Here is a 16,475-nt window from a genome sequence, read left to right as displayed (position 1 = left end):
TGTCAAGTCCGAATTATTCCCGCGTTGCGGATCACCACTCGGATTGAATGGGCTAGGTCATCAATTATTGCACGGCGCGGGAGACTTTTCTGACAGTCCCGCCGCCGGGCGAGGCGGGCTCCGGCGGCGCCGGGATCAGCCCTCCCCGGGCTCGGCGTCGTTCGCCTCGCCCTGCCGCTCGGCGAGGAAGCGCTCGAGCTCGCTCGCGAGCTGGTCGGCCGTGGGGATCGAACCGTCCTCGCCGATCAGCGGGGAGCGCACGTTCTGATCCTCCATGTACGCGTCGTAGCGCTGCTCGAGCGTGCGCACCATCTCGAGCGATTCCTCGTTCTCGGAGATCTGCGTGTCGACCTGCGCGTGGAACCGCCGCGACTGTTCCCGCACGTCGTCCGTCGGCAGGATCAGCCCCGTCGCCGCCATGATCCCGTCGAGAGAGGTGTGGAGCGCCTCCGGGTACTCGGTGTTGGCGAGATAGTGGGGGACGAGCAGCGCGAGCCCGACGACCTCCTCCCCCAGGCTGTGCAGCCGGTACTCGAGCACGTGCCCGGCCGAGGCCGAGAGCTTGGTGGTGGGACGCCATACGGAGCGCGCCTCGATGAGATCGTCGCGGGATCCGCTCACCGTCATGGAGATGGGCCTCGTGTGCGGCACCGGCATCGGGATCGCGTGCGTCCACACCGTGACCGACACCTCGAACTCGTGCACCAGCATCAGCACGGCATCGATGAACTGGTCCCAGCGGAAATCGGGCTCGTACCCGCTGAGCAGCAGGAAGGGCGCGCCGAGCTCGTCGTGCGCGAGGCACAGGGTCAGCTCCTCGGGCGAGTAGTCGACCAGGTGATCCTCGTCGAAGGTGATCACGGGCCGCCTGGCGCGGTAGTCGAGCAGCAGGTCGGCGTTGAAGCGCAGGATCTCCTCGGGGCGAGAGCGCTCCCAGAAGTACTCCTCGAGCTGCTCCACCGCACCTCCCGCGTCGCTGAGCCCCTGCATCACCACGACGAGCGGCAGCCCGCGCGGGACGCGCGCACGGCGCTCCGCGTATTCTGCCGAGAAGATGGAATCTGTCACGCTTCCATCCTATGAACGTCGGAGCCCGATCGGAGGGGATCCGGTCACGCCCTCAGCGAACCCCCGACGCGCATTCCACCCGGCAGATGTGCGCGGCACCCGCGGGTGTAGGCTGGACGCAGTGCGTCCGACGACCATATCCGGACCGCCGACACCGTTGCGAATACACCGAGGGAGATCCCACTTGGCCGATCAGCAGTTTGACATCGTCGTCCTGGGTGGCGGGAGCGCCGGATACGCCGCGGCGATCCGGGCGACGCAGCTGGGATTCAGCGCCGCCGTCATCGAGAAGGACAAGCTCGGAGGCACCTGCCTCCATCGCGGGTGCGTGCCGACCAAGGCGCTGCTGCACGCGGCGGAGATCGCCGACGTGGCCCGCGAGGGCGAGACCTACGGCATCCTCTCCAGCCTCGCCGGCATCGACGCGGCCAAGGTCAACAGCTACCGCGAGAACCTCATCGCGGGGAAGTTCAAGGGCCTGCAGGGGCTGCTCAAGGCCAACGGCATCACGGTCATCGCGGGTGAGGGCAAGCTGGTCTCCCCGACCACCGTGCAGGTGGGCGAGGACCGCATCATCGGCAAGCACGTCGTGCTCGCCACCGGGTCCTACTCGCGCTCGCTGCCCGGGCTGGAGATCGGCGGCCGCGTGATCACCAGCGAGCAGGCGCTCGAGCTGCAGGAGGTGCCGAAGCGGGTCGCGATCCTGGGCGGCGGTGTGATCGGCGTCGAGTTCGCGAGCGTGTGGCGCTCCTTCGGAGCCGAGGTCACCATCGTCGAGGGTCTCCCCCATCTCGTTCCGAACGAGGAGGAGTCGGTCTCGAAGCAGCTGGAGCGCGCGTTCAAGAAGCGCGGGATCGCGTTCAAGCTCGGCGTCCGCTTCCAGTCCGTCTCGCAGGACGCGAACGGCGTCGTCGTGACGCTCGAGGACGGCACGACCGTCTCGGCCGACTACCTGCTGGTGGCGGTCGGCCGCGGGCCGGCCACGCAGGGGCTCGGCTTCGAGGAGATCGGGATCGAGATGGATCGCGGCTTCGTGCTCGCGAACGAGCGCCTCGCGACCAACGTGGCCGGCGTCTACGCCGTGGGCGACATCGTCCCGGGCCTGCAGCTGGCCCACCGCGGCTACCAGCAGGGCATCTTCGTCGCCGAGGAGATCGCGGGCCTCAACCCCGTCGTGGTGCAGGACGTCAACATCCCGAAGGTCACCTACTGCGATCCCGAGATCGCGTCCGTCGGGCTCACCGAGGCGAAGGCCAAGGACCAGTACGGCGCCGAGAACGTGACCAGCTACGAGTACAACCTGGCGGGCAACGCGAAGAGCTCGATCCTCGGCACCTCCGGAACCGTGAAGGCCGTGCGGGTGAACGACGGCCCCGTGGTCGGTCTGCACATGATCGGCGCCCGCGTGAGCGAGCTGGTCGGCGAGGCGCAGCTCATCGTCAACTGGGAGGCGTACCCGGAGGATGTGGCGCCGTTCATCCACGGCCACCCCACCCAGAACGAGACCATCGGCGAGGCCATGCTGAAGCTCGCGGGCAAGCCGCTGCACGCGGTCTGACAGCGGCCCACAGACATTAAGCAACGAACGGAGAATGCACGATGAGTGAATCGGTGGTCCTCCCCGCACTGGGTGAGAGCGTGACCGAGGGGACGGTGACCCGCTGGCTGAAGAACGTCGGCGACACCGTCGAGGTGGACGAGCCGCTGCTCGAGGTCTCGACGGACAAGGTCGACACCGAGATCCCCTCCCCGGTGGCGGGAGTGCTCGAGGAGATCCTGGTCCAGGAGGACGACACCGCCGAGGTCGGCGCTGTGCTGGCCCGAGTGGGCGATGGCAGCGGTTCGTCCGCGGCTCCCGCAGCCCCGGCCGCGGCCCCCGCTGAGGCCGAGCCCGAGGCGGCTCAGCCTGAGAACCCGGCGCCCGCCGCGGAGCCGGCTCCCGCAGCAGAGCCGCAGGCGTCCGCAGCAGAGCCGCAGGCGGCCGCAGCAGCTCCCGAGCCGGCCGCACCCGCGACCTCCGGCGACAGCCAGGAGATCGTGCTCCCGTCCCTCGGCGAGAGCATCACCGAGGGCACCGTGACCCGCTGGCTGAAGAACGTCGGCGACACCGTCGAGGTGGACGAGCCGCTGCTCGAGGTCTCGACCGACAAGGTCGACACCGAGGTGCCCTCGCCGATCGCCGGTGTGCTGCAGGAGATCCTGGTGCAGGAGGACGACACGGTCGAGGTGGGCGGCGCGCTCGCGCGCGTCGGCAGCGGCGCGGCTGCAGCTCCGGCAGCTCCGGCAGCTCCGGCAGCCGAGCCTGTCGCAGAACCCGAGCCCGAGCCGCAGGCCGAGCCTGCGGCGCCGGCGGCCTCCCCGGAGCCCGCCGCACCGGCCGCTCAGCCCGCACCGGCTCAGCCTGCGCCGGCCCCGGCCGCACCGGCCCCGGCCGCACCGGCTCAGGCCGACTCCGCGTCCGCGCCCGACAGTGCCGCCGGCTACGTCACGCCCATCGTGCGCAAGCTCGCGAACGATTCCGGCGTCGACCTCAGCACGGTGACCGGCACGGGCGTCGGCGGCCGCATCCGCAAGGAGGACGTGCTCGCCGCGGCTCAGAGCGCGGCGCCGGCCGCGGCCGAACCGGCAGCGGCCCCGGCCGCTCCCGTCGAGGTCGAGGTCTCGCCGCTGCGGGGCACCACGCAGAAGATGAGCCGACTGCGCAAGGTGATCGCCGAGCGCGCCGTCGCGTCGCTGCAGAGCACCGCCCAGCTCACCACGGTCGTCGAGGTCGACGTCACCCGCGTCGCTCAGCTGCGCCAGGCGAAGAAGGACGAGTTCCTCGCCAAGACCGGCTCGAAGCTCTCCTTCATGCCGTTCTTCGCGCTGGCTGCGGCCGAGGCGCTGCGCAGCTACCCGATCGTCAACGCGACCGTCGAGGGCGATTCGATCGTCTACCCGGCTGCGGAGAACATCAGCATCGCGGTCGACACGGAGAAGGGCCTGCTCACGCCGGTGCTCCGCGATGCGGGCGAGAAGAACATCGCCCAGATCGCCGGGGAGATCGCCGACCTCGCAGCTCGCACGCGCGACAACCAGCTCAAGCCGGACGAGCTCGCGGGCGGCACCTTCACGCTGACCAACACCGGCTCGCGCGGGGCGCTCTTCGACACCCCGCTCGTGTTCCTCCCCCAGAGCGCGATCCTGGGGACGGGTGCGGTCGTCAAGAAGCCCGCGGTGGTCTCGACTCCCGAGGGCGACGCGATCGCGGTGCGCTCGACCGTCTACCTGGCGCTCTCCTACGATCACCGGATCATCGACGGCGCCGACGCGGCCCGCTTCCTGGGACAGGTGCGCCAGCGCCTCGAGGCCGGCGACTTCGCCGCGGACCTCGGTATCTGATCAGGGATCCGATCGACGGCTCGGGCCGCGACTCCTCCGGGGGTCGCGGCCCGAGCCGCATCCGGGCGCCGCGTCATCCCTCGGGCGCGGCGTGATGCGCTGCGCGATCGCGTACCCGACGATCTCGCGCGCCTGATCGGGCGACCACTCCTGCCCGAGCGCGTCGATCTCCCGCACGGCTTCGCGGAGCGCCTCGACGAGAAGTCCGGCCACCCCCGCGGTGTCCCAGCGCTGGAGCGCACGCGCGGTGCCCTCGACCGGCAGCCCGACGGTGCGGCACCCGGCGTCGTGACCGCGCAGGAGGTGCCCCGCCTCCCGACGGTCGGGCGCGGCGCACCGCCCATGGGCGCGCAGCTCGATCCCCGCGGCGCAGAGCCGCTCGAGCCGGGCCGCGAGCGCCGCGCCGGCCCCCGGCGCGGGCCCCGGCGGGCGGAGGCGCGAGATCCTGAGCATCCCTCCATTCTGCGCGCTGTGCGACGCATCGGCGCCGACCGCGAAGCATCTGGGGATACGATGCCTTCCACCGCCGCCTCGCGCCCGCTGTGAGCGAACAAGCAGGGGCATCCCGGCTCGCACGGCGCGCACCCTCACCAAGAGGCGATACCCTTGATGTCATGGCAGAAGAGAAGGCAAAGCGAACCGGCCGTATTCGGCAGATGGTGGAGATCTACAAGACCACGAAGGTCCATGATCGCAACCTGCCGTGGACGCTCCTGCTGTGCTTCATCGCCCCCGTCGCTGTCTCGGTGCTGCTCGCCTGGCTGCTGAGCGACAACTGGTTCGGCTGGGTGCTGTGGCCGATCACCGGCATCCTCGTCGGCATCCTCCTCGTGATGATCGTGCTCGGGCGCCGTGCCGAGAAGATCGCCTATGAGCAGATCGAGGGCCGTCCGGGCGCGGTCGGCGCGGTCGTGCAGAGCGCGCTGCGCCGTTCGTGGCGCGGCTCGGAGGTGCCCATCGCCATCAACCGGAATCAGGACGCGGTCTACCGGGTCGTCGGACGCGGCGGCATCGTGCTCATCTCCGAGGGCTCGCGACAGCGCACGCAGCGCATGGCCGCCGACGAGGAGCGGAAGATCCGTCGCGCCCTGCGCAACGTCGAGATCGTGCACCTGTACGTCGGCCCGGACGGAGACGGTGTTCCCCTCGCCCGGCTCTCCAAGACCCTGGTCAAGCTGAAGCCGAAGCTCAACCGCAACGAGGTCGCCGCCGTCTACAACCGCCTCTCCTCGCTGCAGGCGGCACCGGTCGGCATCCCGAAGGGGATGGACCCGAACCGCATCCGCTCCCAGCGCCCGCGCTGATCGATGCCGAACTCCGCTCCGCAGCGCTTCGGCGAGCTCGAACCCAGCACCTGGCCCGGTGAGCGTCTCGGCCTCCCTGAGTCGGGTCCGCACTCGGTAGCCCGGCTCGGCAGACGCGTGCTCGCGATCTTCCTCGACTGGGGCCTCGCCGCACTGCCCGCGTACCTGCTGATCGGCGGAGCCCACCCGGAGTGGTGGAACTACGCGATCTTCGCGGTGATGCAGATCATCTTCATCCCGACGATCGGCGGTTCCATCGGTCACCGGCTGTTGGGCCTGCGGGTGGTGCCCATCTCCGGCGGATGGGTCGGCCTCTGGCGCCCGCTCCTGCGCACCGTGCTGCTGTGCCTCGTGATCCCGGTGCTCGTCTGGGACTCCGACCAGCGCGGCTTCCACGACAAGATCGCCGGGACGGTGCTCATCCGCGCGTGAACGGCGACTCGTCGGCCTCCCGATTTCCGGGATGTTTCGGCGCGGATCCCGCCCGACTCGCGTAACACGCACGAAACACTGGAATCACGCTTCTGAAATCACGGTCGCGTAGGGTTGAACGAAGTCGTTCGGTTCCGCCCCGCGATCCCGAACGGAACTGCGCACAGGCGAAAAAGGAGCAGCATGTTCAACACCCCGCAGGAAGTCATCGACTTCATCAAGGAGACGGACGTCAAGTTCGTCGACATCCGATTCACCGATCTGCCGGGAGTGCAGCAGCACTTCAACATCCCCGCTGCGACGGTGGATCTCGACTTCTTCGAGGTCGGTCAGATGTTCGATGGCTCGTCGATCCGCGGCTTCGCGGGCATCGCCGAATCGGACATGCAGCTGATCCCCGACGTCACGACCTCCTACATCGATCAGTTCCGCGCCGAGCGCACGCTGATCGTCATCTGCGACATCTTCAACCCCCGCACCGGTGAGATCTACGCGAAGGATCCCCGCCAGGTCGCCAAGAAGGCCGAGCAGTACCTCGCCTCCACCGGCGTCGCCGACACCGCGTTCTTCGCCCCCGAGGCCGAGTTCTACATCCTCGACTCGGTGCGCTACGAGACGACCCCCCGCCGCACCTTCTACGAGGTCGATTCGGAGGAGGCGTCCTGGAACTCCGCTCGCAAGGTCGAGGGCGGCAACCTGGGCAACACCACCCGCGAGAAGGGCGGCTACTTCCCCGTCTCCCCCGTCGACAAGCAGGCTGATCTGCGCGACGACATCTCGCTGCGCCTCATCGAGGCGGGCCTGCACCTGGAGCGCTCGCACCACGAGGTCGGCGCCCCCGGCCAGGCCGAGATCAACTACCGCTTCAACACGCTCGTCAAGGCCGCCGACGACGTGCTCAAGTTCAAGTACGTGGTGAAGAACACCGCCGAGCTCTGGGGCAAGACCGCCACCTTCATGCCGAAGCCCGTCTTCGGCGACAACGGCTCGGGCATGCACACCCACATGTCGCTCTGGAAGGGCGGCGAGCCGCTGTTCTACGACGAGAACGGCTACGCGCAGCTCTCGGACATCGCCCGCTGGTACATCGGCGGCATCCTGCACCACGCTCCCGCGCTGCTCGCCTTCACCAACCCGACGATCAACAGCTACCGCCGTCTGGTCAAGGGCTACGAGGCGCCCGTGAACCTCGCCTACTCGGCGGGCAACCGCTCCGCCGCGGTGCGCATCCCCCTCACGGGATCGAACCCCAAGGCCAAGCGCATCGAGTTCCGCGCTCCCGACGCGTCGGGCAACCCGTACCTCGCCTTCGCGGCCCAGATGATGGCAGGCCTCGACGGCATCCGCAACCGCATCGAGCCGATGGAGCCGATCGACAAGGACCTCTACGAGCTGCCCCCGGAGGAGGCGAAGAACATCCCCCAGGTGCCGGGTTCGCTGGAGGAGGCCCTCGACGCACTCGAGGCCAACCACCAGTTCCTGCTCGAGGGCGGCGTCTTCACCGAGGAGCTCGTGCAGACCTGGATCGACTACAAGCGCGAGAACGAGATCGCCCCGATGGCGCTGCGTCCGCACCCCTTCGAGTTCGAGCTGTACTACGGCGTCTGAGCTCGACCGAGACGCCCCTGCAACGAGGACGCCCCCGGCCGTATGGCCGGGGGCGTCCTCGTTTCGGTTCAGGCAACGACGCTGTTGCGTGCGTGCGATCGGTCAGGATTCGAGTTCGTCCTCGAATTCGGCCCCGTCTTCGGCGAGCAGAGCCTCGAGAAATGATTGTAAGTACTGCATAACGATCAGGTTACGCTTCGATAACGTTTTTGGCTAGCCCTCCAAGTAAACAAATGGCGCATGTTTCGTGAAGTGACGGTGACGCGGTCTTCGGATCAGTACCGCGAGATGTGCGCGTCCTCGGTGTAGCCGAAGAACTCCCGCTCGAACACCGCCCGCGCCCGCCGAGACGCGGCGAACCAGCGCTCCTCGAATTCGGCGGTGCGCCCGCTCGGCAGGTCGAGCACCCCGGCGATCCCCTCCAGATCGACCCAGTCGGCGGGCATCGTGTCCGAGGGCCGTCCGGTCCACAGCTTCAGGGCCGAGCGCACGCTGCTCGCGAAGCGCCAGGACTCGGCGAGGTATCCGGCATCGTCCGCGGAGATCAGTTCGAGCTCCACCGCGGCGTCGAGCGCGCGCAGTGTCGAGACGGTTCGCAGCACCGGGTGCCGGGCGCCCTCCCGCAGCTGCAGCAGCTGGACGAGCCACTCCACGTCGCTGATCCCCCCGGGGCCCAGTTTGAGGTGGCGCCGCGGGTCGGCGCCCTGGGGCAACCGCTCGGCCTCGACGCGCGCCTTGATGCGACGCACCTCTCGCACCTGCTCCTCGCCGAACGCGCTCGGGTATCGGATCTCATCGGCCATCGCGATGAAATCGGCCCCGAGCCGCACGCTTCCGGCCACGTGCCGCGCCCGCAGCAGAGCCTGCGCCTCCCAGGTCACCGACCAGCGCTCGTAGTAGCTCCGGTAGGCGTCGAGACTCCGCACGAGCGGCCCGTTCTTCCCCTCGGGGCGCAGGTCGAAGTCGAGGTCGACCGGGAAGCGGGGATCCGACACGAGCCGCCGCAGCTCCGAGATGATGCGCGCGGCCGCTCTCGAGGCGCGATCGGCGGGTGTCCCTTCGGGTGCGCGGAACACCGCGACGAGATCGATGTCCGACGCGAAGCCGAGCTCGCGACCGCCGTACCGCCCCATGCCGATGAGCGAGAGCTGCAGGCCTGCGGGCGCCGGCTGTCCCCCGGCCCCGGAACCGGCACCGGCCTCATCAGCGCTCTCGGCGCGGAACAGCGCGATCAGCAGGCCGTCGAGCAGCGCGGTGTGGGCCGCGTCGAGGCCCGCGGCGACCTCTGCGTCGTCGATCACGCCCACGACCCGCCCCATGGCGAGCCGCAGCACCTCCCGCCGATGCACCGCGCGCAGAGCGGCCGCCACGGCCTCGATGCTCTCCCGGCGCGAGGCGAGCGACTGCATCTCGTCGAGCAGCGTCGCGAGCGCCACCGGGCGCAGGGACTCGTCGCGCTCGAGCCAGGCCACGGCGTCGGGGATCGACTCGAGCAGTTCGGCGGCGAAGCGGGAGCACGAGAGCACCCGGGTGAGCCGCTCGGCGGCCCCGGTGCCGTCGCGCAGCAGCCGGAGATACCACGGGTTCTCGTGGTTGGCCTCGCTCACCCGCCTGAAGGCGAGCAGCCCGTAGTCGGGGTCGGTGCCCTCCGCGAGCCACTGCAGCAGCACGGGCATGAGATTGCGCTGGATCCGCGAGCGCCTCGAGGTTCCCCTCGTGAGCGCGGCGAGGTGGCGCATCGCGCCGTTGGGATCCCGGAACCCGATGCTGGTGAGTCGCGCCCGCGCTTCTTCGCTGCCCAGCACCAGCTCCTCCTCGGGCAGCGCGGCCACGGCGCTCAGCAGCGGCGCGTAGAAGATCTTGAGGTGCAGCTCCCGCACCTCCCGCTTCGTCCGCTCCCAGAGCGCGAGCAGCTCCTCGCCCGTCCCCGCCAGTCCGCTGGCCCGGGCCAGCACCCTGAGCCCCTCGTCGTCGGTCGGCATGATCGCCGTGCGCCGCAGTTCGCGCAGTTGCAGCCGGTGCTCGAGCACCCGGAGCAGCCGGTAGTCGTCGGAGAGCCGCTCGCCGTCGCTGCGGGCCACGTACCCGCCCTCCACGAGCGCGCGCAGCGCCGGAAGCGTGCCGCGCAGGTGCAGCCGCTCGTCGTACTGCCCGTGCACCAGCTGCAGCAGCTGCGCGCTGAACTCGATGTCGCGCAGCCCTCCGGGACCGAGTTTGATCTGCACCTCGAGGTCCTCGTCCGCGATGTGCTCGGTGACGCGCTGCCGCATGCGCTGCACGGAACCGACGAAGTCCTCGCGGGACGCCGACGCCCACACGAGGTCTCGGGTGCCGCGCACGAACCGCTCCCCGAGCTCCAGCTCGCCCGCGAGCGGCCGCGCCTTGAGCAGGGCCTGGAACTCCCAGCCCTTGGCCCAGCGCTCGTAGTAGCTGAGCATCGAGCCGAGCGTGCGCACGAGCGGACCGTGCCGTCCCTCGGGGCGCAGGTTGGCGTCGAGCTGCCACAGCGGCGGCTCGAGAGCCGGATCGTGGATCCCGCGCATGACCTCGCTGGCCAGGCGCGTGCCCAGCCGGATCAGCGCGTCGCCGTTCACGGACTCGTCGTCGGCGCTTTCGACGACGAAGATCACGTCGACGTCCGACACCACGTTGAGTTCCTCGGCGCCGCACTTCCCCATGGCGACGACGGCCAGGCGGAGCGCGGCGAGACGCTCTGCGGCGACCGGAGGCCCCGAGGCCCCCGCGGCGAGGGTGGCCCGGGCCACCGCGAGAGAGGCCTCGATCGCGGCGGCGGCGAGCCCGGACAGCGATGCCGCCACCTCCTCGAAGGTCTCGAGAGCGGCGCCGCTGCGCCCCCGGCGCAGATCGTGCAGCATCAGCGAGGCGAGCATCTCCCGGTAGCGCACCCGCAGCTCGTTCCATCCCGCTTCGCCCGCGAGCGTCGCCGGCGAAGCGGACGACGGGCCGGCATCGGCGACGGCCGCGAGCAGTTCCTCGCGCGCGGTCTCGGCGTCGATGAGGCGGCCGCCCTCGGCGAGGATCTCGCCCAGCCGCTCCGGTCTGCGGGCGAAGAAGTCGCCGAGCGCCGGAGAGGCGCCGACCAGCAGGCCGAGGCGCCGCAGCGATCGGGCGTCGAAGGATCGGAGCAGCCCGAGGTGCCGCTCGGCCAGATGCCGCACCCGCACCAGAGCGGCGTCCGGATCCGCTGCCCGCGCGAAGGCCTTGAGCAGATCCGGGATCGGAGCGTCGATCGATCGGGCGAGCTCCTGCAGCTCATCGCGCGATGCGGAGAGGTCCTGGAAACCGGCGCGTGCGACATCGGCGAGCTTCAACGCCGACGGCGCACCACCCGTGTCCGCACCGGGCATGGCTACACCGTGTCGAGCATCGAGGAGAGCTCGTAGGGGGTCACCTGGCTGCGGTACTCGGACACCTCGCGGCGCTTGTCTCGGATGAGGTAGGCGAACACCTGCTCGCCGAGCGTCTCGGCCACCAGCTCAGAGCGCTCCATCACGGCGAGGGCGTGGTCGAGGCTCGTGGGCAGCGGATCGAAGCCCATCGCCCGTCGCTCCCCGTCGCTCAGCGCCCAGACGTTGTTCTCGGCCTCGGGAGGCAGTTCGTACTCCTCCTCGATGCCCTTGAGCCCGGCCGCGAGCAGTACGGAGAAGCCCAGGTACGGATTCACCGCGCTGTCCATGCCCCGGTACTCGACGCGCGCCGCGTCGCCCTTGCCGGGCTTGTACATGGGCACGCGCACGAGCGCCGACCGGTTATTGTGCCCCCAGCTCACGAACGAGGGCGCCTCGTCGCCGCCCCAGAGCCGCTTGTAGGAGTTGATGTACTGGTTCGTGACCGCGGTGATCTCGGGCGCGTGACGCAGCAGGCCAGCGATGAAGCGACGGCCGGTCTGCGAGATCTGGTACCTGGCGCCCGCGTCGTAGAAGGCATTGGAGTCGCCCTCGAGCAGCGAGACGTGGGTGTGCATGCCGGAGCCGGGCTGGCCCGCGAGGGGCTTCGGCATGAAGGTCGCGTGCACGCCCTGCGAGATGGCCACCTCCTTCACGACGGTGCGGAACGTCATGATGTTGTCGGCGGTGGTGAGCGCGTCGGCGTAGCGCAGATCGATCTCGTTCTGGCCCGGACCCGCCTCGTGGTGGCTGAACTCGACCGAGATGCCGAGCTCCTCGAGCATGTTCACGCTCTCGCGCCGGAAATCGTGCGCGGTGCCGCCCGGCACATTGTCGAAGTAGCCGGCGCGATCCACCGGCACGGGGCCCTCGGGACCGAAATTCTTCGACTTGAGCAGATAGAACTCGATCTCGGGGTGCGTGTAGAAGGTGAAGCCCTGCTCGGCCGCCCGCGCGAGCGTGCGCTTGAGCACGTTGCGCGGATCCGCGACGGCCGGCTCGCCGTTGGGGGTGCGGATATCGCAGAACATGCGGGCCGTCGGAGCGGTCTGACTGCGCCAGGGCAGCAGCTGGAAGGTCGACGGATCCGGCACCGCGAGCAGGTCGGATTCGTACGCGCGGGTGAGGCCCTCGATCGCCGAACCGTCGAAGCCGATGCCCTCGCTGAACGCGCCCTCGACCTCCGCCGGGGCGAGCGCCACCGATTTCAGCGTGCCAGAGACGTCGCTGAACCACAGGCGCACGAACTTCACGCCGCGCTCCTCGATGGTGCGGAGAACAAAATCGCGCTGCTTGCTCACACCGGCTCCGTTTCGTTCGTGCGCGATCCGGGCCGGTTCGCCGGTCGGATCGAGCGGCGCCCTCGCGCCGCCAGCATCAGACTATCGCGGCCCCGTGACATTCGTGTTACAGGGCCGAAATGCGTCGCTCAGTCGTCTGCGGCCTCCTCCTCCGCCCACTTGCGGGCGCGCTCGGCGATAATCTCCTCGGCGCGCGCCGCCTCATCCCGGGTGGCGAACGGCCCCAGCCGATCCACTGACAGCGACTGCGGCCCCTCCTCCACCTCTCGCGTGCGCGTGTTGAACCAGTACGTCTCCTGCGGGTCGTCGATACCCCAGTCCTTCTTGCTCATGCTGCCACTCCGATCGTTACGTCGTCCGACACCTCGCACCGGCCGTCTGCCCGGCGCACTTCATAGACTATGAGGTATGCCTTTCGATGCACACGGTCATCTCGTTCCCGGTACGCTCCCGCCCGCCCGCACGGTCCCGGCCCGCATTGCGCGTCCGCCGTACGTGGGACTGGCCGAGCCGCCCGCCTACACGGGCGACAACACCTACACGGAGGCCGAGATCGCCCGGATCCGCGCCGCCGGTCGCATCGCGTCACGGGCGCTCGACGCCGTGGGCGAGGCCGTGCGACCGGGAGTCGCGACCGCCGAGCTCGACCGCATCGCGCACGAGTACGTGGTCTCGCAGGGCGCCTATCCCTCGACGCTCGGCTACCGGGGCTACCGCGCTTCCTCCTGCACCTCCGTCAACGAGGTGATCTGCCACGGCGTCCCGGACGACACCGTGCTGCGCGAGGGGGATCTCGTCAACGTCGACGTCACCGCCTATCTCGACGGCTTCCACGGCGACACCAACCGCACCTTCCGCGTCGGAGAGGTCCGGGAGGAGGCCGAGCTGCTGATCGAGCGCACGCACGAGGCCATGATGCGGGGCATCCGGGCGGCCAAGCCCGGCCGCCAGGTCAACGTGATCGGCCGTGTGATCGAGACCTACGCCAAGCGCTTCGGCTACGGCGTCGTGCGCGACTTCACCGGGCACGGCGTCGGCTCGTCGTTCCACTCCGGGCTCATCATCCCGCACTACGACTCCGCGCCCGCCTACAGCGACGTGATCGTGCCCGGCATGGTGTTCACGGTCGAGCCGATGCTCACGCTCGGCACGCACGAGTGGGATCAGTGGGACGACGGCTGGACCATCACCACGCGCGACAAGAGCCTCACGGCCCAGTTCGAGCACACCGTCGTGGTGCGCGAGGACGGCTTCGAGCTGCTGACCCTCTCCGAGTAGCGCGCTCCCCCGCCCCTTGCGCGGTGCGGCGCCCGCGAGGAGACTCGAAGAGAGGGATCGGCGCCCGGGGACGATCGGAGGAGGCTGATGGTCGAGGTGAGGGTGAGGGGGATGGCCCAGGACGCCCAGGGCCAGTTCGTCCTGCTGCTCGAACCGGTCGCGGAGGGGCCGGACGGGGGACGGATCCTGCCCATCTGGATCGGCCAGCAGGAGGCCGCATCGATCCTCGTCGCCGTGCAGGGCGCGACCACGCCCCGACCGCTCTCGCACGATCTCATGGTGCGGCTCGTGAGTTCCCTCGGGGCGCGCATCGATCGGGTGGAGATCAGCCGGATCGAGGACCGCACCTTCTACGCGGATATCCACCTGCGCACGCCCGCCGGTCCGCGGGTCATCGACGCCCGCCCCTCGGACGCCATCGCGATCGCCCGCCGAGCGGGCGCACCGATGCACGTGGCGGAGAGCGTGCTGGACGAGGCGGGCGTTCCGGATCCGGCGGATCACGCGGAAGAGGGCGAGGAGGAGCTCACCGAGGAGCAGCTCGCCGAGTTCCGCAGATTCATCGACGACGTCGAGCCGGAGGATTTCGAGGACTGAGCGCGCAGGGCCAACCGGGCCGGTGAGCCGAAGAGAAGGGAATGGGCCGGATCATACGCCGGGTTCTGTCTCCTCGAGCCCGTGCGGGCCCGGGGCGACGGTCATCTCTCTCGGGGCACTGTTGCCAGTACCCTCCAGCGGCCTACCCGAAGACTCGGCGGGGAGCGTCAACGTCTTCTGTCTGGCCTTGCTCCGAACGAGGTTTACCTGGCCGCCCGTGTCACCACGGACGCCGGTGGTCTCTTACACCACCCTTTCACCCTTACCCGGTCCGGCGAACCGGATCGGGCGGTCTACTCTCTGTTGCACTTTCTCGCGGGTTGCCCCGGGTGGGCGTTACCCACCGTTCTCCCCTGCGGAGCCCGGACGTTCCTCGGCGCGTGCACCGCACGCGGCGCCGCGACGCGACCGTCTCACCGACCCATTCCGAATCACAGTCTATCCCGCTATTCCTCGGCGGCGTCGCTCCGGCCCGTTACTCCTCGTCGGCGCCGCGCACGAGGATCGCCCCGGTGCCCGGGCAGAACACGACCTCGTCGGGAGCCGTCGCTCGGATGTCGCTGAGCTCGGCCGGCGCGAGCGCCATGTTGCTCGCCTCCGACACGTTGCCCCGCAGCCGCGCCGCGCCGATCCCGATACGACCGCGCAGCTCTTCGTAGACCTCGATCAGATCGCGCTGGATCTCCGCCGCGAGCCCGGCACGCTCCTCGGTGTTCGATGAGATCTCGCGGTCGAGCCGCTGCTCCGCCTCGTCGATCCGCTGCTGCAGCGCCGCCCGTCGCTCGTCGACCCCGCCCAGCAGGCGCTCCGCCTCTGCGAACTCCGCCTGCGCGCGCTCCTGCACCTCCATCAGCTCGAGCTCGCGATCCTCGAGCTCGCCCTTGCGCCGCGCGAGCGTGTCCAGCTCGCCCTGCAGCGCCTGCGCCTCCTTGCTCGATGTGCTCACGGAGAGCATCTGCTCGTCGCGCTCGCGACGCTGACGCACCATCGTGATGTCGGCCTCGACGCGGGCGATGTCGGCGTTCTGGGAGTCGAGCTCGCGCTGCGCCGACATGAAGCGGTCGCGTGCCGCGGCGATCTCACCGGCGAGGCCCGCGATCTCGGCCCGCTCGGGCAGCGTGGCGCGCTTGCGCCGCAGCTGAGCGATCGTGTGGTCGAGCTGCTGGAGATCGAGCAGCAGTCGCTGCTGGCGGGGGCTGGCCTTCATGGCTGCAAGCCTAGCGCTTTCGACCGGCTCAATCGGCGCTCGCACCCACCGCGAACGTCCACGGGTCGGTGCGCAGCCCGCTCACCCGGAATTCCACACCCGGCAGCCTCTCCCCGAGCAGGGTCGCCGCACCCTCGAGCCACAGGGACTCGCTCGCCCAGTGCGCCACGTCGACGAGCGCCGGCCCGCCGGCCGCCGCGGAGAGCTCGACGGACTCCTGCGCCGGGTGGTGCCGCAGGTCCGAGGTGAGGTACACATCGGCGCTCCGAACTGCCGGGTGATCGAGCAGGCTGTCCCCCGCGCCCCCGAGCAGCGCGATCCTGGAGACGGGCCGCAGCGGATCGCCCGCCACGCGCACGCCGCTCACGGTGGGCGGCAGGATCGCCGCCACCCGCTCGGCGAAGTCCCGCAGCGCGATGGGTTCGCGCAGCGTTCCGACGCGCCCGATCCCGAACACCTCGTCCGGTCGCGGTCCGTCCCCCGGCACGATCGCCTCGGCGCGCTCGAGGCCGAGCCGAGCGGCGAGCACCGCGGAGACGCCGCCCTCGGGCTGGTCGGCGTTCGTGTGCGCGGCGTACAGCGCGCACCCGCCGCGGATCAGGCGCGCGAGCAACGCCCCCTTCGAGGTGTCCTCGGCGAGCGTGTGGATGCCGCGCAGCAGCAGCGGGTGGTGGGTGAACAGCGCGTCGGCTCCCCACTCCAGCGCTTCGCCGACGGTGGCCTCGACCGCGTCGACGGCCAGCAGCACTCTCCGCAGCGGAGCCCCGTCCGCACCCGACACGAGACCGACGCGATCCCACGCCTCCGCCGTGCCGACCGGCCACAGCTCCTCGCAGGCCCGTCGCAGATCGCCCAGGGTGAAGTCGCTCATGGTCCGAGCCTATCGGGCGAC

At 70.0% G+C, this 16,475-nt stretch carries 14 protein-coding genes and 1 other RNA gene; 7 read left to right on the top strand and 8 right to left on the bottom strand.

Translation table 11 applies throughout. The annotated features are described in order from the left end of the window. Positions 1-135: 135 nt before the first annotated feature. Positions 136-1,068, bottom strand: coding sequence for a proteasome assembly chaperone family protein (locus tag AMS65_RS09845; RefSeq protein ID WP_053383972.1), 933 nt, complete (start codon positions 1,066-1,068; stop codon positions 136-138). A gap of 184 nt (positions 1,069-1,252) precedes the next feature. Here AMS65_RS09845 and lpdA point away from each other — a divergent pair, with 184 nt between their 5' ends. Further along, on the top strand, positions 1,253-2,626 hold the full coding sequence (gene lpdA, locus AMS65_RS09840) for a dihydrolipoyl dehydrogenase (protein WP_053383971.1): 1,374 nt from the start codon (positions 1,253-1,255) through the stop codon (positions 2,624-2,626). Positions 2,627-2,667: 41 nt separating this feature from the next. Then, positions 2,668-4,449 (top strand): 2-oxoglutarate dehydrogenase, E2 component, dihydrolipoamide succinyltransferase, encoded by a 1,782-nt coding sequence (gene sucB / locus AMS65_RS09835; protein ID WP_053383970.1) that lies wholly within the window; start codon positions 2,668-2,670, stop codon positions 4,447-4,449. Here sucB and AMS65_RS09830 read toward each other — a convergent pair whose 3' ends face one another. Then, complete coding sequence (locus tag AMS65_RS09830; protein WP_053383969.1) at positions 4,450-4,902, bottom strand: hypothetical protein; 453 nt, start codon at positions 4,900-4,902, stop codon at positions 4,450-4,452. 161 nt (positions 4,903-5,063) lie between these two features. Here AMS65_RS09830 and AMS65_RS09825 point away from each other — a divergent pair, with 161 nt between their 5' ends. The 3 genes from AMS65_RS09825 (at position 5,064) to glnA (AMS65_RS09815) (ending at position 7,793) form a co-directional block, all read left to right on the top strand. After that, positions 5,064-5,753 (top strand): DUF4191 domain-containing protein, encoded by a 690-nt coding sequence (locus AMS65_RS09825; protein ID WP_053383968.1) that lies wholly within the window; start codon positions 5,064-5,066, stop codon positions 5,751-5,753. Positions 5,754-5,756: 3 nt separating this feature from the next. After that, positions 5,757-6,185: an RDD family protein gene (locus tag AMS65_RS09820; RefSeq protein WP_053383967.1), complete on the top strand. Its 429-nt coding sequence runs from the start codon at positions 5,757-5,759 to the stop codon at positions 6,183-6,185. A 183-nt stretch (positions 6,186-6,368) separates the two neighbouring features. Further along, on the top strand, positions 6,369-7,793 hold the full coding sequence (gene glnA / locus AMS65_RS09815; RefSeq protein WP_053383966.1) for a type I glutamate--ammonia ligase: 1,425 nt from the start codon (positions 6,369-6,371) through the stop codon (positions 7,791-7,793). Between the two features lie 275 nt (positions 7,794-8,068). On the opposite strand, the gene AMS65_RS09810 is transcribed toward glnA (AMS65_RS09815), so the two are convergent. The 3 genes from AMS65_RS09810 to AMS65_RS09800 form a co-directional block, all read right to left on the bottom strand. Then, positions 8,069-11,161: a bifunctional [glutamine synthetase] adenylyltransferase/[glutamine synthetase]-adenylyl-L-tyrosine phosphorylase gene (locus AMS65_RS09810; protein ID WP_053383965.1), complete on the bottom strand. Its 3,093-nt coding sequence runs from the start codon at positions 11,159-11,161 to the stop codon at positions 8,069-8,071. Positions 11,162-11,163: 2 nt separating this feature from the next. Beyond that, positions 11,164-12,501 carry a type I glutamate--ammonia ligase gene (gene glnA, locus AMS65_RS09805; protein ID WP_053383964.1) on the bottom strand — a complete coding sequence of 446 codons (1,338 nt, stop codon included), beginning with the start codon at positions 12,499-12,501 and terminating at the stop codon, positions 11,164-11,166. Positions 12,502-12,629: 128 nt separating this feature from the next. Beyond that, positions 12,630-12,833 carry a hypothetical protein gene (locus AMS65_RS09800; RefSeq protein ID WP_053383963.1) on the bottom strand — a complete coding sequence of 68 codons (204 nt, stop codon included), beginning with the start codon at positions 12,831-12,833 and terminating at the stop codon, positions 12,630-12,632. A gap of 76 nt (positions 12,834-12,909) precedes the next feature. Here AMS65_RS09800 and map point away from each other — a divergent pair, with 76 nt between their 5' ends. Continuing rightward, positions 12,910-13,779, top strand: coding sequence for a type I methionyl aminopeptidase (map, locus tag AMS65_RS09795; RefSeq protein WP_053383962.1), 870 nt, complete (start codon positions 12,910-12,912; stop codon positions 13,777-13,779). An 87-nt stretch (positions 13,780-13,866) separates the two neighbouring features. Continuing rightward, the gene (locus AMS65_RS09790) at positions 13,867-14,376 is read left to right on the top strand and encodes a bifunctional nuclease family protein (RefSeq protein ID WP_053383961.1); all 510 of its coding nucleotides are present in this window, start codon (positions 13,867-13,869) and stop codon (positions 14,374-14,376) included. A gap of 38 nt (positions 14,377-14,414) precedes the next feature. Here AMS65_RS09790 and rnpB read toward each other — a convergent pair. The 3 genes from rnpB to AMS65_RS09780 form a co-directional block, all read right to left on the bottom strand. Beyond that, positions 14,415-14,800: RNase P RNA component class A (gene rnpB / locus AMS65_RS10690), an RNA gene on the bottom strand. Positions 14,801-14,851: 51 nt separating this feature from the next. Next, positions 14,852-15,583: a zinc ribbon domain-containing protein gene (locus tag AMS65_RS09785; protein WP_053383960.1), complete on the bottom strand. Its 732-nt coding sequence runs from the start codon at positions 15,581-15,583 to the stop codon at positions 14,852-14,854. Between the two features lie 28 nt (positions 15,584-15,611). Further along, a complete protein-coding gene (locus AMS65_RS09780) occupies positions 15,612-16,454 on the bottom strand; it encodes a Nif3-like dinuclear metal center hexameric protein (RefSeq protein ID WP_053383959.1) in 843 nt (280 codons plus the stop codon). Between the last annotated feature and the right edge of the window lie 21 nt (positions 16,455-16,475).

It is taken from the genome of Leucobacter celer subsp. astrifaciens (assembly GCF_001273835.1).
In the GTDB taxonomy this organism is placed as follows: Bacteria; Actinomycetota; Actinomycetes; order Actinomycetales; family Microbacteriaceae; genus Leucobacter; species Leucobacter celer.
This window is presented reverse-complemented; position numbering and strand designations above follow the sequence as displayed.

Bases quoted from the DNA above. Each gene is read 5' to 3' on its own strand.
- AMS65_RS09820 (WP_053383967.1), top strand. From the start codon at position 5,757: ATGCCGAACTCCGCTCCGCAGCGCTTCGGCGAGCTCGAACCCAGCACC.
- AMS65_RS09790 (WP_053383961.1), top strand. From the start codon at position 13,867: ATGGTCGAGGTGAGGGTGAGGGGGATGGCCCAGGACGCCCAGGGCCAG.
- map (WP_053383962.1), top strand. From the start codon at position 12,910: ATGCCTTTCGATGCACACGGTCATCTCGTTCCCGGTACGCTCCCGCCC.
- AMS65_RS09830 (WP_053383969.1), bottom strand. From the start codon at position 4,902: ATGCTCAGGATCTCGCGCCTCCGCCCGCCGGGGCCCGCGCCGGGGGCC.
- AMS65_RS09780 (WP_053383959.1), bottom strand. From the start codon at position 16,454: ATGAGCGACTTCACCCTGGGCGATCTGCGACGGGCCTGCGAGGAGCTG.
- AMS65_RS09825 (WP_053383968.1), top strand. From the start codon at position 5,064: ATGGCAGAAGAGAAGGCAAAGCGAACCGGCCGTATTCGGCAGATGGTG.
- sucB (WP_053383970.1), top strand. From the start codon at position 2,668: ATGAGTGAATCGGTGGTCCTCCCCGCACTGGGTGAGAGCGTGACCGAG.
- AMS65_RS09800 (WP_053383963.1), bottom strand. From the start codon at position 12,833: ATGAGCAAGAAGGACTGGGGTATCGACGACCCGCAGGAGACGTACTGG.
- glnA (WP_053383966.1), top strand. From the start codon at position 6,369: ATGTTCAACACCCCGCAGGAAGTCATCGACTTCATCAAGGAGACGGAC.
- AMS65_RS09810 (WP_053383965.1), bottom strand. From the start codon at position 11,161: ATGCCCGGTGCGGACACGGGTGGTGCGCCGTCGGCGTTGAAGCTCGCC.
- AMS65_RS09785 (WP_053383960.1), bottom strand. From the start codon at position 15,583: ATGAAGGCCAGCCCCCGCCAGCAGCGACTGCTGCTCGATCTCCAGCAG.